This is a genomic window from Pseudomonas alvandae, assembly GCF_019141525.1.
In the GTDB taxonomy this organism is placed as follows: Bacteria; Pseudomonadota; Gammaproteobacteria; order Pseudomonadales; family Pseudomonadaceae; genus Aquipseudomonas; species Aquipseudomonas alvandae.
Map to the genome: position 1 here is coordinate 2,580,992 of NZ_CP077080.1, position 16,147 is coordinate 2,597,138.

A 16,147-nucleotide genomic window follows, 5' to 3' on the forward strand; every position below is an offset into this window, starting at 1 on the left:
AATGGAACAACCGAACCCGCACCGCAATCCGATTCATAAGCGTTTGAGGAACAGGGGAGTCCCATGTCTCGTCCACCCATGATCGGAATCATCGCCTGCTCAGGCAAGATCGGCCCGCACACCGTCCAGCTCAGCAACGACAAATACGCCCAGGCGGTCGCCACCGCCGCCGAAGCGCTGCCGGTGATCCTGCCGGTGTTCCCGGCGCTGATCGATCCTGCCCACGTCATTGCCGGCCTGGGCGGGCTGCTGTTCACCGGATCGCCGTCCAATATCGAACCCCATCACTACGGTGGTCCACCCAGCCCGCCGGGCACCGAGCACGACCCGGCCCGGGACAACCTGGCGCTGCCGCTCTGGCGCGCCGCGGTCGAAGCGGGCCTGCCGGTGCTCGGTATCTGCCGTGGGTTCCAGGAAATGAACGTCGCCTTCGGCGGCTCGCTCCATCAACAGCTCGACGGCCCTGGCGCCGAACATGAACCGCCGAGCAACGAACCCGTCCAGGAACAATACGCCCGCAACCATGCCCTGACGGTGCGGCCGGGCGGCGTGTTGGCGCGGCTGGGGCTCAAGGACGTCATCGAAGTCAACTCCGTCCACGGCCAGGGCATCGCGCGGGTGGGGCAGGGCTTGCGCGTCGAGGCCGTGGCGGAGGATGGGTTGGTGGAGGGCCTTTCGGTGGAGGGCAGCCGGGCCTTTGCGCTGGGGGTGCAATGGCATCCGGAGTGGGAGGTGATGGAGAACGCGGATTATCGAGCGATTTTTCGGGCGTTTGGGCAGGCGTGCAGAGAGCGGGCGGGTTACGCCGGATCGTGACAACAGACGCAGAGCTTGTTGCCTTCAGGGTCCCGAAAGTAGGCCCCGTAATAATCCGGGTGATATTCAGGGCGCAGGCCTGGAGGACCTTCGCAGCGGCCACCCAGGGTCAGCGCCAGGGCATGAGTGTTACGCACGACCTGTCTATCGGAGGCCAGCAGGGCGATCATTTGCCCGTTTCCGGACGTCGCCGGTTCGCCGTCATAGGGTTTGCCAATTACAAAAAGAGGACGTGGGTTGTCAGGGTGCATCCAGCCCGCCCAGGGGCGTTCAAGGTCTTTGAACTTGAGTTCAAGGCCGAGCGCTTGCATGACCTCTTGATAAAACACAAACGCTCGCTGGAAATCGTTCGCGCCGATGCACACATGTGAAATCATCTTTTCATCCTGGAAAGGGGAAGGCCTGTTTCCACCATAGCAGCGTCTCCTCAAGGATTGGCCTTCATCCGTCCTTCGATCGCCACGCGCAAACAACCCCAGGCGATCACGCCGATGACCAGCAGCTCGGCGATACCGATAAGCACGTGGAATGAAAAGGTCATCGGCTGCTCCGCCCAATAGAAGGTTGTCGGGCGGGAAATGCCAATGCGCAGTCGTCCGGTAAACAGCGAGGGCACCAACGTGATGATGCGGGTCAGCTCGAACACAGCCAGGAACGCGCCAATCAGCGCGAGCAGGGCGCGTGCGGGTGTGCCCAGTTGCTCAGTCGTCTCCGCCGAAGGCGTCGGCGCCTTTGCTTTGCGCTGCCTGGCGATTTTCGCCGGGGTCGGAGCAGGCCGGTAGGCGGCCTTCGCAACGGGTGCCGAACCCACCGTTACCTCGCTGGGCATTGGTATTTGCAGGTAGTCGCTTATCTCACGCAGCCATAGGTCGGTGCGTTTGCTTCCCGGTACGATCGGAACGTTGCTGCTCGTCAGGCGATGGGTGATGCCATCGCGCATCACCAGCCACAGTTGAGTGGCGGCTGGCTTGGCCTCCGGGTGGCGGCGCAGTTCGAAGTGTTTGGCGGCGTCGATCCTGAACACCGAATGCACCCGCTCACGGCGTCCGAAAAAGTTCTGGGTGCGGCGCTTGCCTTCGCCGTCGAGACGCGACAACAGCAAGGTCTCGCGGGTGCCGGTGTAAACCAGCAGCGCCAGGCCCAGGGCGGGAATCAGCAGCAGCCCGAGCACGAGCAGGAGCGAGGACAGCGGATCCATGCCTGCTGGCGAGGAGCCCGTCTCCATGATTGCTAGCACGGCCGCCCCAGGAAAGATCAAGGCCATCGCGCTTGCCAGCAATACGAATCCGCTCTGCACCCAATTGATCGAGTGGATGTGCAGGTCATCGCGCGCGGTGCGCTCGAATTGATAACCGATCAGCATGCAGGGCTCCTGATGCGCCGCTTGGAGAACGCCGAAGGGCTGCGCAAAGCCGCAGGCGACGATCGTGTTCCGGGCAGCGGAGAATACCTCATGCGGAGGATCACGTAGAACATTGGGTGTGGGTAGGCAACGTCGCCACAGCTATCCTGCAAAGGAGTACATCGGCTCAAAACCGACGCGTTGGTGACTCCCGAAAAAGCCTCACGTGGACATCGCTTTCTGGTAGGCGTTGATCAGGTTGTATCTACCTAGTTTTTGGATGACCAGGGACTCGGCGCCGGTCTTCAGGCCAGTCATTGTCTGAAAGATATAGCCCGTGACAGGCGCTTTGTCGTTTATCAACGCATCCAGGATCTTCTCGACCAGCGTGCTCTTTGCATATTGGTCAGCTGTGGAGGAGCTGGCAAGTCTGTAGTCGTCGCTAAATAGTCCAATCAGGCACCTGAATATCCACATGGGCGACATTTGCTGTCCATAGAGCGTGTTTGTAAGTTTAGCTCCCAGGCTGCCTTTTGATTCTATTATCAAATACTCTTCGACGGCCCCGCTTGACATGTTTCTACGGATCCAGATCTGATCTATTCCGTTGGTCCTTCCTGAGGCGGCTTTGCCAATTTTCATCTGGTAGTCCTGACCCTGAATAGTCAGCAGGTATTTGGTTGCGGCGTACTCGCCGCGGGCTTCTGCAGTGCCCGCATCATTCAAATTATTAAGATGCGTTCTAACACGCCTGGCTGAGTAGATATCATGGTGAACGAATCTCTCCCATCCAGGCTGGCTCGCGCCGAAGGAACCAAAAACCCAGGATTTGACATTTCGCATAAGGTCAAAGTTGGCGCGGTTGCGGTCGACGATTTCGTTAAATCGTCGATTGAATTCAGCGGGTGGAATCTGGCGCATGTCCCGTGAGGTAAAACCCTGTTGGGCTTCCTCTTTGTTCTCCATGAACCACTGAACCCTTTCTGCAAGCCAGTAATCCTGGATATTGAATACAACCGCTGCCGAGACCGCTTTATTGATATGTTTGGGGCCCGTGTGTCTGGCGTCTCTCCTGATAGCTTGCTTGATTTGTTCTTCGTCGGTTGAGTCCAGAAGAATCAGCTGGGTTGCAAGATGGGTGGAGCCGATATTGGCCCCATATCTGTTCTGGTACTGATTGACCACATGGTCATCGATCTGGTTATTGGATTTGACGATGGCGATTGAGCCGACGGAGGTATAGGGGTAGGCCTGGGTAGACAGGGCAAGCTGATCCCCCCCGCGTGCATCGAAGTGCAAGATTTCTGTGCTCTCAACTGTTGCGATAGGGTTGCAGTACCTGAGTATCTTGTCGTTGAGCGCGTCCATGGAGTCATAGCTTGTCAGCTTGTTCATGTTCGTTTTCATCCTCTGAAATGAACGTCCGATGGCTCCAAAATAGTTCATGGTCGTGTTCCATGCCAGAAAGGTTCAACTGGGCTCAATTGTCACGTCGAGTTTGGCCCTACATCGGTCGATGAAAACGGAGCGACCGGTTCAGGAAACGTCCTACATCGCCACTCACATCCCCTGCGTTAGCGTCCGCCCTGGATTTTCAGGATGAGATTCGCGACTTGTGACCACACGCCCAAAAGACCTGCCCAAGGTTCGTAATCCACGTTCCGGCGAAGGGCACAACATCTCCTATAGGGACATGACGTCCCGCGAGCTGGCGGACTACGAAACCCTCCAGCGCGGCCATGAAGCCATGCTCGCCCGACAGGCTGCCTATGAAAACGAACGTTGGGCCACGGTGGAGAAAAAGCCTCTCGTCATCACCGGCTCCGTGTTTGCCAAGAGCTGCAAACTGCCCAACGGAATCATCGACTACAGCAACCCCAACGGCTTCGTACCGCCGGACCTGGTCAAACAGTACGGTGATCTGACGTGGCTCGGCGGCCGAAGCGCCGACGCTTCGGGAAGCGTTCCCCTCAAGCAAATCGGCTCAAGCGCAATACCCGTCGCCTGGGGCCGGCTCGCACTGGGAGGTTCCGCTGTGCCGGCGGCTGGCGCCGCTACTAGCACGGTCGGCGCGGCGTTGTTGACCGGCATCGTCGCCTTGCTCTGGCCCTCCAACCTGGGCGACAGCGCCCTTTACAGCGAAGAGCAGCTACGCCACCTCAAACAAGCCCGCACCCGCATGCGCCTTAGTATCGAGCAGCAGGCCGACGGCAGTATCAAGGGCTACGGCTTCTACACCGGGCAGAACCGCGGCTGGGAAATGGTCGACGTCGTCCACCTCGCTCCTCGCGGCGACCAATACATCGCCGACCTGGGTGACGGCATCGAACTGATCTGGACCCCAGCCTCCAACCCCTCCGACACCCTCGGCATCCCCGCATTGGAAGCCGCGCCCCAAACGCCACACATCTGGATCTACCCACCGACGCCAGTGGCGGACAGCATCATCGTCAACCCGATCTATCCGCCGGAGTACAAGGATTTCATCCTGGTGTTTCCGGCGGATTCGGGGGTTCGGCCGGTTTATGTGGTTTTGAGCACGGCTCATCTCAAGTATTTCCCAAAACCGGACTTTCCAACGGCGTTCCCAAGTGCAAAATGGGCCCCGCCCAAGACTCGCATGAAAGGCGGAGGACTGCGTCCACGCTGGAAGGATAAAAACAATATTTATGAATGGGATTTTCAACATGGCGCAGTAGAAAAATACGACAAGCGAGGGAAACACCTGGGTGAGTTCAACCACATTACAGGTGTCCAGACGAAACCAGCCAACCCAACGAGGTGGATTGAACCATGAACCACAAAATAATGGGCGTCATTGACGGCGATGACTTCGCCTCTTACGAAACAGCGCTCGTCATTAATGACCAAGAATTGGCAACCATAATGAACTGGGCTGGACGGGAGGAGCAACTATACGACTATGAACTGACTGCTTCTCAAATTAAGGAATTGGAAGCCGCCTGCTCGATAATATTGCCAAGAAACCTGGTGCTTTATCTCACCACCAGCGGGAACTAGCCTGGGGGGAATCACAAAAATCCGAGGAATGAGAAAGTTTGCGACCCGATCACCGGCACGCAAACCCAACCCGCCTGGCCTGCAACGAAGGTAGAAAATCAAGCCCGCCGTTGAATTTTTGACAGCTCTAAAGGTAGAAATGTTTATAAGTGGGGCTCTAGGCATGGAGGTGGAGTTGTATCGTGCAAGCGATGGAAGCCACTTAGGTTCATTCAGCCATGAGACAGGTCTTCAAGTAGGACCGATTCAAAAAATCGTAAACTTAAAAAGTGAAGGTTCGACGGGTTTGAAAATCAGATTGGATTGGTATGACAAGAGAACCGAGTTGGGTGAGGGAAAGGAATATTCGAGGGATATGGGGGGCGATATACCAGCAATTACCGCGCTGGGATTGGGGAGCGAGCCAAGAATATACGACGGAGGTTTTGATGTGCTCGAAGAATGGATCCCGCTTCTTCAACCCTTCTTCAATCACTCAATCGCTCCTGAGCAGTTTGATTACCAGATATCATTTCGTTACCGATCAGCGTGGTAGCAGCGGGACAGCTCGTCCTTTCGAAGGGTATTTTTCTGGCAGTGGGGTGCCGTGTCTTACTTCTCAATAACGGGTTTTTATCCCGACGACAGAAATGACGATTCATTGCAGTTTGAAATGGACATAAAAAATGCTGAGCAGAATGAAATGCTCGCCCAAATAACCGAGGGGAAATCGTTCGGCGAAGTCGGCCCTGGAGAGCTAGAAATAACAAACGCGCAGCTAAGGGAAATAGGACGGGTGCTGGGTATGGAGTTCCCAGCGGGATTGGAGTACTACATTGGAACTTGTGTCGATGCCTGAAAAATACCAAAAAGGAATCGTATGGGTCTCAAATTGCGACTCGAGTGGTATGGCAAAAAAACAGAGTCTTTCGAGGGGGAGGAGTATTCAGAGGATTTGGTTGACGACGGCGCTGTTGTCGAGGCTTTAGGTCTTCCATTCGAGAATAATATTAATAACGGAGGCTTTAATGTCGTCTTGGAATGGGTGGCGATCTTGCAACCCCATTTTCAACACTCAATTGATTGGGGTGGCTATGACTATCAGATAGCCTTCGACTATCGAGACAGTTGGTGATCCCCGCGTAAGGTCTTTCAAAGGTGTTTTCAAGCAATAGCGCTTAGATCATGCCTGCCTGCCGCAAAAGGCGCAGTCCTGAAACAGATCCGAACTGTTTCAGGACCAGAAAGAATCCGCCCTTAACTAGAAACTGTACTTGGCCGTCAACATCATATTCCGCGGATTGCCATACGCATCCCCCCCATAACTCGCAGAGTTGGCGATAGACGAATAGTAGCGGCGGTCAAAGATGTTGTTGGCGTTGACCTGCAGGTCCAGGTTCTGGTTGACCCTGTACCCGGCCATCAAGTCCGTGACGGCATAGCTGCCCTGTTCGAGGCGGTACTTGCTGCCGTTGGCCAGCGGAATGTCGTTGTACATCCGGCTCTGCCAGGAGACGTTGCCGCCAACGCGCAGTTTTTCCAGCGGGCCTTGGAAGCGATAGTGGGTGGTCAGCTTGAAAAGATGTTCCGGCGTGTCAGTGTCGAACTGCTTGTTTACGTTCTGTGGGTTGGCGGCGTCCTTGATGGTGTGGGTTCGCGCGTAGGTATAACCACCGCCGACCTGCCAGTTTTCGGTTAATGCGCCTTGCAATTCGAAGTCGATCCCCTGGCTGCGAATCTCGCCTGAGGCCTCGTTGCAGGTTGCCTGCGGACAGTTGGGCACGACAACCTCCACGGCGCGATTTTCCTGGTCGATGCGGAACAGGGCCAGGCTCGCATTCAGCGCGCCATCAAAGTACTCGCCCTTGATCCCGACTTCATAATTTTTACCTACGATCGGCTTGACCGGGGACCCGGACCTATCCTTTGCTCTCTGCGGCGTGAAGATGTCGCTGTAGCTGACGTAGACCGAATACTGGTCGTCCAGGTCGTAGATCAATCCGGCGTAACGGGTGACATTTCGAGTGACCTTGTAGTCGCCCTCGCCATCATGGTTATCGTAGTCGTACCAGTCCAGGCGTCCGCCGAGGATCAGCTTCAGCGGGTCGGCCAGGCTCAGGCGTGTGGTGAGGTAGACGCCGTCCTGGGTGGTCACCTCGCGCTGGTTGTTCGTATGGACGAAGTTCGGTTTCCCGGCGTTGATCGGCCAGTTGGTGTCGTAAGGGTTGTAGCTGTGGGTGGTGTCGTCGTAGATGCGCTTGCTCGCGCCCACAACCAGTTCATGGGTGCGTCCGAATACCTCGAAAGGGCCGCTGGCAAAGGCGTCAACGCCGGCCTGGTTTTCGTCATGAGCGGCCTGGTAAACCGTGCGGGCCAGCGTGTTGTTGACCCAGCGCGATTGGTAAGAGCCGGAGAACAGGGCGTTCTGTTCTGAGTAGTTTGCGTTGAGTTGGAGGTTCCAGTCATTGGCCAAGCGATGTCGTACTTCGGCAAATACTGTGTTGATCTCCTGGTCCTTGTTCTCCCAATCCGTTCCCGGATTGTAAGAGCGCGGCAGGTCGAGGTGATGACCGTCCTGGCCGATCATCGAGGAACCCCAGAAGTAATTGGTCTTGTCCTTCTGATGGGAGAAACCCAGGGTCAAGGTGGTGTCTTCGCTCAGGTCTGCTTCGGTGACCGCATAGAACAGTCCGTGATTTTCCTCGACATCATTGATGAAACTGTTGGCGTCGCGGTAAGAGGTCACGACCCGGCCACGCAGGGTGCCGCTGTCGTTGAGCGGGCTGGACGCATCGACCTCGCCACCGTAATCGTCCCAGCTGCCGGCGGTACCGGTCAGGGTGAGTTTCTGTTCGGCCAGTGGGCGCTTGCGGACCATGTTGATCGCGGCTGACGGGTTGCCTGCCCCGGTCACCAGGCCTGTGGCACCGCGCACGATCTCGACCCGATCAAACATTGCCAGGTTGGGCTGGGCGCCGACCGAAACACCGTTGTAGCCGGTCGGGATCCCGTCATACATCAGGTTATCGATTTCGAACCCGCGCGCCTTGTAGGTCTGCCGGCCAGGGCCGCTGGAAAAATCCAGGAACAACCCGGGCGTCGCCTTGACCACGTCGTTGATGCTGGTCATCGCCTGGTCGTCCATGCGCTGACGCGTGATGACCGTAACGGCTTGCGGGGTTTCACGCATGGTCAGCGGGAGCTTGGTTGCCGTCGACATCGAACCGGTTGTATAGGATTCGGTGCCTTCCGTTGTACTCCAGAGTTGGTTGCTCGTGACTTCGGTCGCGCCCAGTTCCAGCGTGGCCGGTGGGGTGTTCTGGGCGGCGGCGCTGTTGTCATCGGCGTAGGCGGGAGCCAGGGAAGCCATGCAGATCGCCATGGTTAGGAGATCACGGGTAGGGGTGAAATAACGCGGGGTGGTGGTGCAAGTCGACATGAGTCGGTCCTGAGATGCTAATGATTGTGAGAACGATTAGCATTCAAGTGTCTCAGGATTTTTCTGAACGATAAAGCCTGCGTTGGCTGGAATTGCCGACGTAGAGCTGTGCGCTGCGAATCCTCTATCATGAGCCGACGTTCATGCTCCGTGTTTTTTCACACAACTCCCCGGAACCGTATACATGAGAGATCTGCCGCCAACGGCCACATTGCGGGCCTTTGAAGTCGCCAGCCGGCACCCGACGTTCACTGCGGCTGCGGATGAATTGCACGTCACCCAAAGCGCGATCAGTCATCAGCTCAAGCATCTCGAGGCGCTTTGGGGATTGCAGTTGTTCGAGCGTGGCAAGTCATTGAGCCTGACGGCGGCGGGGGCTGCGCTGGCGCCCATCGTGCGGGAGTTCATCATGAGCCTGGAGGCGACGTTGAGCGATTTGCGCGAGCAGAAAGGCCGGGTCCGACTCAGCGTCAGCACCACGTATTCCTTCGCGCTGAAGTGGTTGCTGCCACGCTTGCCAATGCTCTCTCGCCAGCATCCCGAGCTGTTGGTCTCGCTGGACACCACGGACAAGGTCATCCACTTTTCCAACGGCCAGGCCGATGTCGCGATCCGGCTCGGCAAGGGCATCTATCCTGGCCTGTATTCGGAGTTCCTGTTTGGCGAGCAGGTGTTTCCGGTGGCCAGCCCCGATCTGCTGCAACGCTTCGGCACGCCCTACGGCCCTGCCGATTTGTTGCATTTCCCGCTGCTGACCCGGGATGGCGCCGAGCTGGTGCCGAAGTGGGAGGCCTGGTTCCAACAGGTCGGGCTGGCGTTCTTGCCGCTCAAGGAAAGCGTGCGGTTTGGTGACACCAACATGACGGTCGAAGCCGCGCTGCTGGGCCAAGGCGTCGCGTTGGTGCGCAGCGGGCATGTTGAAAACGAAATCAGCGACGGCCGCCTGGTGCGGTTGTTCGATGTGCCGTTCCCATCGCCGCTTGCTTACTATTTCGTCTGCCCCAAGGGCATCGAATCGCAGCCGCACATCGTCAGCTTTCGCCAATGGCTGATCAGCGAGGCGCTGAAAGTCCAACGAATCTATGAGTGAAGCATGAAGGTCTGCTCATGGTCCGATGAGGAGACTTCGCTGTAGTCCGGGCGCTGGGCTGCCTAGAATGGCGACCATGCCTATCCATATCGTTTTCCTGGTTCTTTTCGCCGCGCTCCTGCATGCCAGTTGGAACGCATTGCTGCGTGGCGGTGCCGATCGGCTGTGGTCGATGACGGTGATGTGCATCGCCATCGCCATCACCTGTGTCGTCGCCGCAGCGTTCATGGTGCCGCCAGCGGTTGAAAGTTGGGGCTATGCCCTGCTTTCGGCGTTGCTGCATGTCGGCTACAACCTGTTCCTGGTGCGCAGCTACAGGGTCGGCGACCTGGGGCAGATCTATCCCATCTCCCGTGGATCGTCGCCGGCGCTGATTACTTTGGGTGCCGCCATTTTTGCCGGGGAGAACATCACCCCCGGCGAGATGCTGGGGATTGCGCTGGTATCGGGCGGCATTATCTCGCTGGCCTTCAGGGGCCGCAGCCTGTCAGTCCCCAGCTTGCCCTACGCGCTGGGAACCGGCTGCTTCATCGCGGCCTACAGCGTCGTCGACGGCATGGGTGCCCGGCTCTCCGGCGCTCCGCTTTCCTACACGGTGTGGATGTGCGCCTTATGGGGCGTGCTGATGCCGGCCGTTTACATCGGCCTGCGCGACGCCCGCAGCTTGTTTTCGCTACGCCCCGGAACATTGTCCGCGCTGGTCGGCGGACTGGTCTCGCTGCTCGCCTATGGCATCGTCATCTACGCGATGAACGAAGCGCCCTTGGGCGCGGTATCGGCACTGCGCGAAACCAGCGTGCTGTTCGCGTTGCTGATTGGCTACGCGTTCCTCGGCGAGGCACTCACCACCCGCCGGATCCTGGCGTGCGCAGTGATCGCCAGCGGCACCCTCATCATTGGCTAGGAGGTATTTCAAATGGATAACGTCTCGCCCGCACCGCTGATCCTGATAACCGGTGGAAGTCGCGGGGTGGGCGCCGCCACCGCCCGGCTCGCCGCCGCAAAAGGTTATGACGTCGCGATCAGCTACGTCGCCAACGAGCCCGCGGCGCTGGCGGTGGTGGCGGATGTGCAAGCGCTGGGACGCCGGGCGCTGGCCGTTCGGGCCGACAGCGCCGACCCTGGGCAGGTCGATGAACTGTTCAAGGCCATCGACCGGGCGTTCGGGCGGATCGACGTGCTGGTCAACAATGCCGGGGTGCTGTCCACCCAGTCACGCCTGGAGGACCTCGGCTTTGAACGCATGCAGCGCATCTTTGCGGTCAACTCCATCGGTCCGATCCTCTGCGCCCAGCAAGCGGTGAAGCGCATGGCCTACCGGCACAACGGCCCAGGCGGCGTGGTGATCAACATCTCTTCAGCCTCGGCGCGCCTTGGCAGTCCTCACGAATACGTCGACTACGCCGCGTCAAAAGGCGCCCTGGAGACGTTCACCATCGGGTTCGCCAAAGAGGTGGCTCGGGAAGGCATCCGCGTCAACTGCATTCGCCCCGGGCACATCTACACCGACATGCACGCCAGCGGCGGCGAGCCGGGGCGGGTCGATCGGGTCAAGGACTCGATTCCCATGGGCCGGGGCGGCCAGCCGGAGGAGGTGGCGCGGGCGATTCTGTGGCTGGCGAGCGCGGAGGCGTCGTTCGTGACCGGGACCTTTCTTGATGTGACCGGGGGGAAATGAGCCGCCGCCGTTCGCTGGGAATCGAAACCTCGCTGGTCGCTTGAAACGGCTTGCCGGCTGCCCCGCGATCACGGGCGAACCCGCAATCCAGGGAGCGGCACGACCCTGGGGTCAGGGCTTGAGCACCACTTTCACGCAGCCGTCTTTCTTGTCCCGGAAGGTGTTGTACATGTCCGGTCCGTCTTCAAGGCTCACGGTGTGGGTGATGACGAAGCTCGGGTCGATCTGCCCTTCCTGGATGCGCTTGAGCAGGTCGTCGGTCCAGCGATTGACGTGGGTCTGCCCCATCTTGAAAGTCAGGCCCTTGTTCATGGCGGCGCCGAATGGAATCTTGTCGATCAAGCCGCCATACACCCCGGGAATGGACAGCGTCCCGGCGGGGCGGCAGACGTACATCATTTCCCGCAGCACGTGGGGGCGGTCGGATTCCAGCATCACCGCTTGCTTGACCCGATCGTAGATGGAGTCGAACGAACGGGTCGCATGGGACTCCATGCCCACCGCATCGATGCACTTCTCGGGCCCCTTGCCAGCCGTCAACTCGGCCAGGCGGTCCAGCACGCTTTCTTCATCGAAGTTGATGGTGATGGCGCCACCGGCTTTCGCCATCGCCAGGCGCTCGGGCACGTTGTCGATGCACACCACTTGCCTGGCCCCGAGGATCACCGCGCTGCGCACCGTGAACTGGCCGACCGGTCCGGCGCCCCAGATGGCCACGGTGTCGGTGGGCTGGATATCGCATTGCACGGCGGCTTGCCAGCCGGTGGGGAAGATGTCCCCAAGAAACAATACCTGCTCATCGGTAAGCCCCTCGGGAATCACCACCGGCGTAAAGTCGGCATAAGGCACGCGCACGTATTCGGCTTGCCCCCCGGGGTAGCCGCCGGTGAGGTGGGTATAGCCAAACAGACCCGCCGTGGTGTGACCGAAGGCCTTGTCGGCCAAGTCCTTGTTGCGGTTGCTGCGCTCGCAAACAGAAAAGTTACCCCGCCGGCATTGATCGCATTCACCACAACAAATCGTAAAGGGCACCACGACGCGATCGCCGATCTTCAACTTCTTGTTGGCCGAACCCACATCCACCACTTCACCCATGAACTCATGGCCCATGATGTCGCCATGCTTCATGCCGGGCATGAAACCGTCATACAGGTGCAGGTCCGAGCCGCAAATGGCGCACGACGTCACCTTGATAATCGCGTCTCGCGGGTCTTCTATCGTGGGATCGGGGAGATGGTCATCACAACGGATGTCTTTCTTTCCATGCCAGCGTAGCGCTTTCACTTGGGTATACCTCCTAGGTGGGGACGGTACGGTCGCTACGATCAGGCTCGTTGCGGACCTACTGACATTTTCGGTTGGAGGAGGGGGTGAGTAGTTCAAAGTAATGGTTGGGGAGAGCGGGGGGAGGCGATGGGCGGTTGGGGGACGGGTAGTCACCGAAACACCAGAAACGGCTTACTGGATTTCGTGCGTATTCATCCGCCACCTACACTCCACCTGTTTGACTGACCGCTACCTTCCTTGGAAATCGCGCAATCAGGATTACGCACATGGATGTTGGATTGGCTCATGCAATCGAGGCCGCTGAAGGCGAGTATTTGTATTCCCGCGTTGAGAGCTTGTTACGGATAAGCGGAAATCCTTTCGGTGCCCGCGTGTTTTTCAACGAAGCTTTTCCCTGCTTTCAAGTGAAAGCATCAGCCAGCCCGATGTTCAATCGCATCTACGGCGACAGTACCGACAGCCCCCAACCACTGTTGAGCTTGCTCATGGAATCAGCGGAATATTCGACCGTAACGCCTCTTATCGGGAAGACCTCGACGTTGAAGCAGTACGTTTTTGTAAGGGAGAGGCGATTAGAACGCCTGAAGGGTTGGACGCACCTGCAACTCGCGTGCGCCATCAAGGACGTGGTCTTGAGCCCCCACTCGTTTGAGGTCGAGGAGGCCACCTCACACACGCTTCCTGAGTTCGCAGCTGTGCATGCGAGCGGATTTCATACCAAGCCAGAGCATCGTCAGTTGAGCCAGGCCTCTTTTGCAGGGCTACTGTCAAATGATCGTCTGAAAATCTACGTCCTTAAAGCTGATGGAGAGGTAGTTGCAGGAGCGTTGATGTACCTGGCCAGCAATGGGGTTGCCTACCTCGGGACGGCTGCCACCCGAAAAGATGCACGAGGCTTGGGCTACCATGGCGCCCTGATATCTCACCGGATAGAGCAAGCAATGAAGCACGGCTGTTTGGTGATCGCCGCAACGGCTCTTCCCAGCTCGCAAAGTCGCCGTAACTTGGAGCACACGGGGCTGGCGACATCTCACGTTCAAGCGCTGTATCGCTTGGCGGATAATTGAAATATGCCGACAAAGCTTCTATGGGGCTTGTTTACGCCCTTGGCGCACCATTTCCTGGGCGACAAAAGGGCATCTCTCTACGAGCCAATTCCACTTGTCCTCGTCTCGATAGCGCCAGTATTCCTCGGCATATTCCGCTCGGACCTCTCTGCAAGCCTCCTCATTGAGCCCGAGCTCCTTAATAGTGAACTCAACAATAGTCGCCAAAGGCCCGTCAAGCCCAGGGCGAGGTATGACCTGAAAGCCCACAAACTCCAGCTCGAACCATTCGTCCTGGATCGCAGTCGGGTCAAGTAGGTTTTTCACACCTTTACGTGAGTTCATCAGCGAACAGATCAGTCGGTAGTTGATCCATTCATACGCCTGTTGCCAGTCTTTTGTCTTCGCCACTGCGTGGTCGACAGAGGGAGCGCCAGTAACCTTCTGGATGTAGAAGCCTGTGTAGGCACACAAGCGACCATAGGACTTTAATAGGTCGGGAAGTGCTTTTGTCCAGTAAGCGGGGAAATCAGTCCCTTTGAGGTCTTCCTTGCGGGGTGCTTTTACCGTGTACGGCTTGCCTGCGGTGCGGACGACAGGAATTCCGACCCGTTCATCCAGGGCACGAAGTCCAGGTTGTCTTACATCGGCATCAAAATGTGCGGGTTCTGGCGCAAGTGTTAGTCGTATCATTTTTTCCTCAAGGCGCTGTCACTAAAGCTGCTCCAGCGCACCCAGAACCGGTCGACGTCACTCAACGATTCGCGTAGCTCCTTGTCAACGTCCCTTATGGAGTCTTTCTCTTCGCGCGTAAATATTTTGTCGTGAGCGCTATTGTTAAGGTTCCGTAATAGCGTGAGAGCTTTTGTTAAAGCCCGCTCAGCTTCGAGGGAGCGTGGTTCCTGCAGGTTGAAAATTTCAGAAGATAGCCAACCATTGACGTCGCCCTTGCGGGTGAAAGGAAGGTTTTTCACTTCGACATTTTGTCCCACGAGATCAAAGTCGATAATGCCGTCTTTGCCGAGAACGTAGAGTGGCTCAGCCGAAGCTAGTACTAGCGGGGAATGCGTGGCCGCAATCACTTGGATTGGCATTTTATGTATGCCAGTCAGTTCGCTCATTACTTTCAACAACGCCGGTACGATTCTCCGCTGCCATTGTGGGTGCAGATGGCACTCGATTTCATCGATCAGAAAGACGATTTCTCGGGCGGGTTTGACGCCATATTTTTTCGAATATTTGATGTGCTCGTGCCACGTCCATACCAAAAGGTAAGCCAAGGCGCAAACCCGACGCATTCCCGCCGAGGCTAAGGGGAGTGCCACATCTTGTCCGTAAGGCATCTTTAGTGACGGTAAATAGTGGGCGTCTTCGCCAATTCGAGTGGGCTTTCCTGGAGTGAGCCGCTCAGCCTCGCTTGGCGAAAGCACCTCCAATACCTTGGTTAGGCTATCGAATTCCGGTTCCTGTCCGCGTTGCCAAAGCACCCAGTCATTTATCAATCCAACGCAATGCGTCACACCATCTGGAGTCACCAGTCCTTTCCAGACTTGCTCGGGCGTGAAGTCGAAACTTTTAGGGCGTTCAACGCTGCCTTCCTCATCGTTTTTCCAGTAGTTCCGAGCTGGATCCCACACGGAAAAGCTGCCATCGACACCCGCGTAAATAACGACACCTGGAATCGCTGGGCGTCCCTTCTTCAATGGCCACGACTGGGTCCGGCGTATGAATGCACTGGTATCAGTGATGCTGCCGTTGCTGGATTTAGTGTAGGAGAAGCCGATTGATGGTTTGTTAGCATCATCTCCAGGTACCGCTTTGATACCCCGAGCCCACGTCCTGGTTAGGACCCACCAAGCAGTGTCAAGAACAAAGCTCTTGCCCAGCCCATTGTCTCCAGTCAGGAAATTCAGGCGAGGACTAAACTCAAGGTTCAGCTCAGCGGCCGGTCCGATCTCTTTCAGATCCAGGTTTTTGAGCATGTGCTTGGCTCCATTTTGGATTATCTAAGGTGTGTACTGTATCAAGTCAAGTATGAGCTTTACGAGGCGGTAATCCATTTAGAGCGACTAAGATTTGCCGTCGCCGAAGCAGAATTAACCTGAATGCTTACTCAATTTGATCACCTTTGAATGCGCTTCCAAAAAACGGGCGCCTCCGACGCCCGTCCCCCATTAACCTTCTACCCCCTCCTGAAGCCGCCGCCCAATCACCTCCAACAAATCACACCCATCCCGCAAGGGGATCACCAACAACTGCGCAAAATCCGACAGCACAACCGTATCGCTACCCACCTCGGCACGAAACGCAATATTTTCCAGAACCTGTGTCACAACGCGGATACGGTAATCAGCCGTAGCATGCAGAACATCAAGCGGTGCCTGACTATCAATCAACAGCGAAGCCGGTGAGCAGTCGATGCCGGTGATGGGGATGTATCTTTCCATGG

At 57.4% G+C, this 16,147-nt stretch carries 18 protein-coding genes; 10 read left to right on the forward strand and 8 right to left on the reverse strand.

Features of this window, described 5'->3' with window-relative positions:
• Window positions 1-63 precede the first annotated feature (63 nt).
• Entirely contained in the window at window positions 64-816 is a 753-nt protein-coding gene (locus KSS97_RS11530; protein ID WP_217861675.1) for a gamma-glutamyl-gamma-aminobutyrate hydrolase family protein, read from the forward strand.
• Here the strand turns inward: KSS97_RS11530 and KSS97_RS11535 are convergent.
• The 3 genes from KSS97_RS11535 to KSS97_RS11545 form a co-directional block, all read right to left on the reverse strand.
• Window positions 801-1,193 carry a VOC family protein gene (locus tag KSS97_RS11535; RefSeq protein ID WP_217861676.1) on the reverse strand — a complete coding sequence of 131 codons (393 nt, stop codon included), beginning with the start codon at window positions 1,191-1,193 and terminating at the stop codon, window positions 801-803. The two genes, KSS97_RS11530 and KSS97_RS11535, sit on opposite strands and share 16 nt — an antisense overlap.
• Before the next feature lie 50 nt (window positions 1,194-1,243).
• Entirely contained in the window at window positions 1,244-2,179 is a 936-nt protein-coding gene (locus KSS97_RS11540; RefSeq protein WP_217861677.1) for a hypothetical protein, read from the reverse strand.
• Window positions 2,180-2,380: 201 nt separating this feature from the next.
• On the reverse strand, window positions 2,381-3,553 hold the full coding sequence (locus tag KSS97_RS11545; protein ID WP_217861678.1) for a hypothetical protein: 1,173 nt from the start codon (window positions 3,551-3,553) through the stop codon (window positions 2,381-2,383).
• A gap of 220 nt (window positions 3,554-3,773) precedes the next feature.
• Here KSS97_RS11545 and KSS97_RS11550 point away from each other — a divergent pair, with 220 nt between their 5' ends.
• The 5 genes from KSS97_RS11550 to KSS97_RS11570 all read left to right on the forward strand — a co-directional run bounded on the left by KSS97_RS11550 (window position 3,774) and on the right by KSS97_RS11570 (window position 6,293).
• On the forward strand, window positions 3,774-4,955 hold the full coding sequence (locus tag KSS97_RS11550; RefSeq protein WP_225936097.1) for an S-type pyocin domain-containing protein: 1,182 nt from the start codon (window positions 3,774-3,776) through the stop codon (window positions 4,953-4,955).
• Window positions 4,952-5,179 (forward strand): hypothetical protein, encoded by a 228-nt coding sequence (locus KSS97_RS11555; protein ID WP_030142266.1) that lies wholly within the window; start codon window positions 4,952-4,954, stop codon window positions 5,177-5,179. The genes KSS97_RS11550 and KSS97_RS11555 overlap by 4 nt, the downstream gene beginning before the upstream one ends.
• A gap of 163 nt (window positions 5,180-5,342) precedes the next feature.
• Window positions 5,343-5,714, forward strand: a complete 372-nt coding sequence (locus KSS97_RS11560) for a colicin E3-like toxin immunity protein (protein ID WP_217861679.1) — start codon at window positions 5,343-5,345, stop codon at window positions 5,712-5,714.
• A 51-nt stretch (window positions 5,715-5,765) separates the two neighbouring features.
• On the forward strand, window positions 5,766-6,017 hold the full coding sequence (locus KSS97_RS11565) for a pyocin S6 family toxin immunity protein (protein WP_217861680.1): 252 nt from the start codon (window positions 5,766-5,768) through the stop codon (window positions 6,015-6,017).
• 21 nt (window positions 6,018-6,038) lie between these two features.
• Window positions 6,039-6,293 (forward strand): colicin E3-like toxin immunity protein, encoded by a 255-nt coding sequence (locus tag KSS97_RS11570; protein WP_217861681.1) that lies wholly within the window; start codon window positions 6,039-6,041, stop codon window positions 6,291-6,293.
• A gap of 126 nt (window positions 6,294-6,419) precedes the next feature.
• Here KSS97_RS11570 and KSS97_RS11575 read toward each other — a convergent pair whose 3' ends face one another.
• Window positions 6,420-8,597, reverse strand: a complete 2,178-nt coding sequence (locus KSS97_RS11575) for a TonB-dependent siderophore receptor (protein WP_217861682.1) — start codon at window positions 8,595-8,597, stop codon at window positions 6,420-6,422.
• Window positions 8,598-8,781: 184 nt separating this feature from the next.
• Between KSS97_RS11575 and gcvA the strand changes: the two genes are divergently transcribed.
• The 3 genes from gcvA (at window position 8,782) to KSS97_RS11590 (ending at window position 11,365) form a co-directional block, all read left to right on the forward strand.
• On the forward strand, window positions 8,782-9,687 hold the full coding sequence (gene gcvA, locus KSS97_RS11580; protein ID WP_217861683.1) for a transcriptional regulator GcvA: 906 nt from the start codon (window positions 8,782-8,784) through the stop codon (window positions 9,685-9,687).
• A gap of 76 nt (window positions 9,688-9,763) precedes the next feature.
• A complete protein-coding gene (locus KSS97_RS11585; RefSeq protein ID WP_217861684.1) occupies window positions 9,764-10,591 on the forward strand; it encodes an EamA family transporter in 828 nt (275 codons plus the stop codon).
• 12 nt (window positions 10,592-10,603) lie between these two features.
• Window positions 10,604-11,365 (forward strand): SDR family oxidoreductase, encoded by a 762-nt coding sequence (locus KSS97_RS11590; RefSeq protein ID WP_217861685.1) that lies wholly within the window; start codon window positions 10,604-10,606, stop codon window positions 11,363-11,365.
• Window positions 11,366-11,476: 111 nt separating this feature from the next.
• Here the strand turns inward: KSS97_RS11590 and KSS97_RS11595 are convergent, their stop codons facing one another.
• Window positions 11,477-12,649, reverse strand: coding sequence for a zinc-dependent alcohol dehydrogenase (locus KSS97_RS11595; RefSeq protein WP_217861686.1), 1,173 nt, complete (start codon window positions 12,647-12,649; stop codon window positions 11,477-11,479).
• Window positions 12,650-12,918: 269 nt separating this feature from the next.
• On the opposite strand from KSS97_RS11595, the gene KSS97_RS11600 reads away from it, so the two are divergent.
• Window positions 12,919-13,719 (forward strand): GNAT family N-acetyltransferase, encoded by an 801-nt coding sequence (locus KSS97_RS11600; protein WP_217861687.1) that lies wholly within the window; start codon window positions 12,919-12,921, stop codon window positions 13,717-13,719.
• Between the two features lie 18 nt (window positions 13,720-13,737).
• Here KSS97_RS11600 and KSS97_RS11605 read toward each other — a convergent pair whose 3' ends face one another.
• The 3 genes from KSS97_RS11605 to KSS97_RS11615 all read right to left on the reverse strand — a co-directional run bounded on the left by KSS97_RS11605 (window position 13,738) and on the right by KSS97_RS11615 (window position 16,145).
• Complete coding sequence (locus KSS97_RS11605; RefSeq protein WP_217861688.1) at window positions 13,738-14,391, reverse strand: hypothetical protein; 654 nt, start codon at window positions 14,389-14,391, stop codon at window positions 13,738-13,740.
• Window positions 14,388-15,680 (reverse strand): AAA family ATPase, encoded by a 1,293-nt coding sequence (locus KSS97_RS11610; RefSeq protein ID WP_217861689.1) that lies wholly within the window; start codon window positions 15,678-15,680, stop codon window positions 14,388-14,390. The genes KSS97_RS11605 and KSS97_RS11610 overlap by 4 nt, the downstream gene beginning before the upstream one ends.
• A 192-nt stretch (window positions 15,681-15,872) precedes the next feature.
• The gene (locus KSS97_RS11615; RefSeq protein ID WP_217861690.1) at window positions 15,873-16,145 is read right to left on the reverse strand and encodes a hypothetical protein; all 273 of its coding nucleotides are present in this window, start codon (window positions 16,143-16,145) and stop codon (window positions 15,873-15,875) included.
• Window positions 16,146-16,147: the final 2 nt, after the last annotated feature.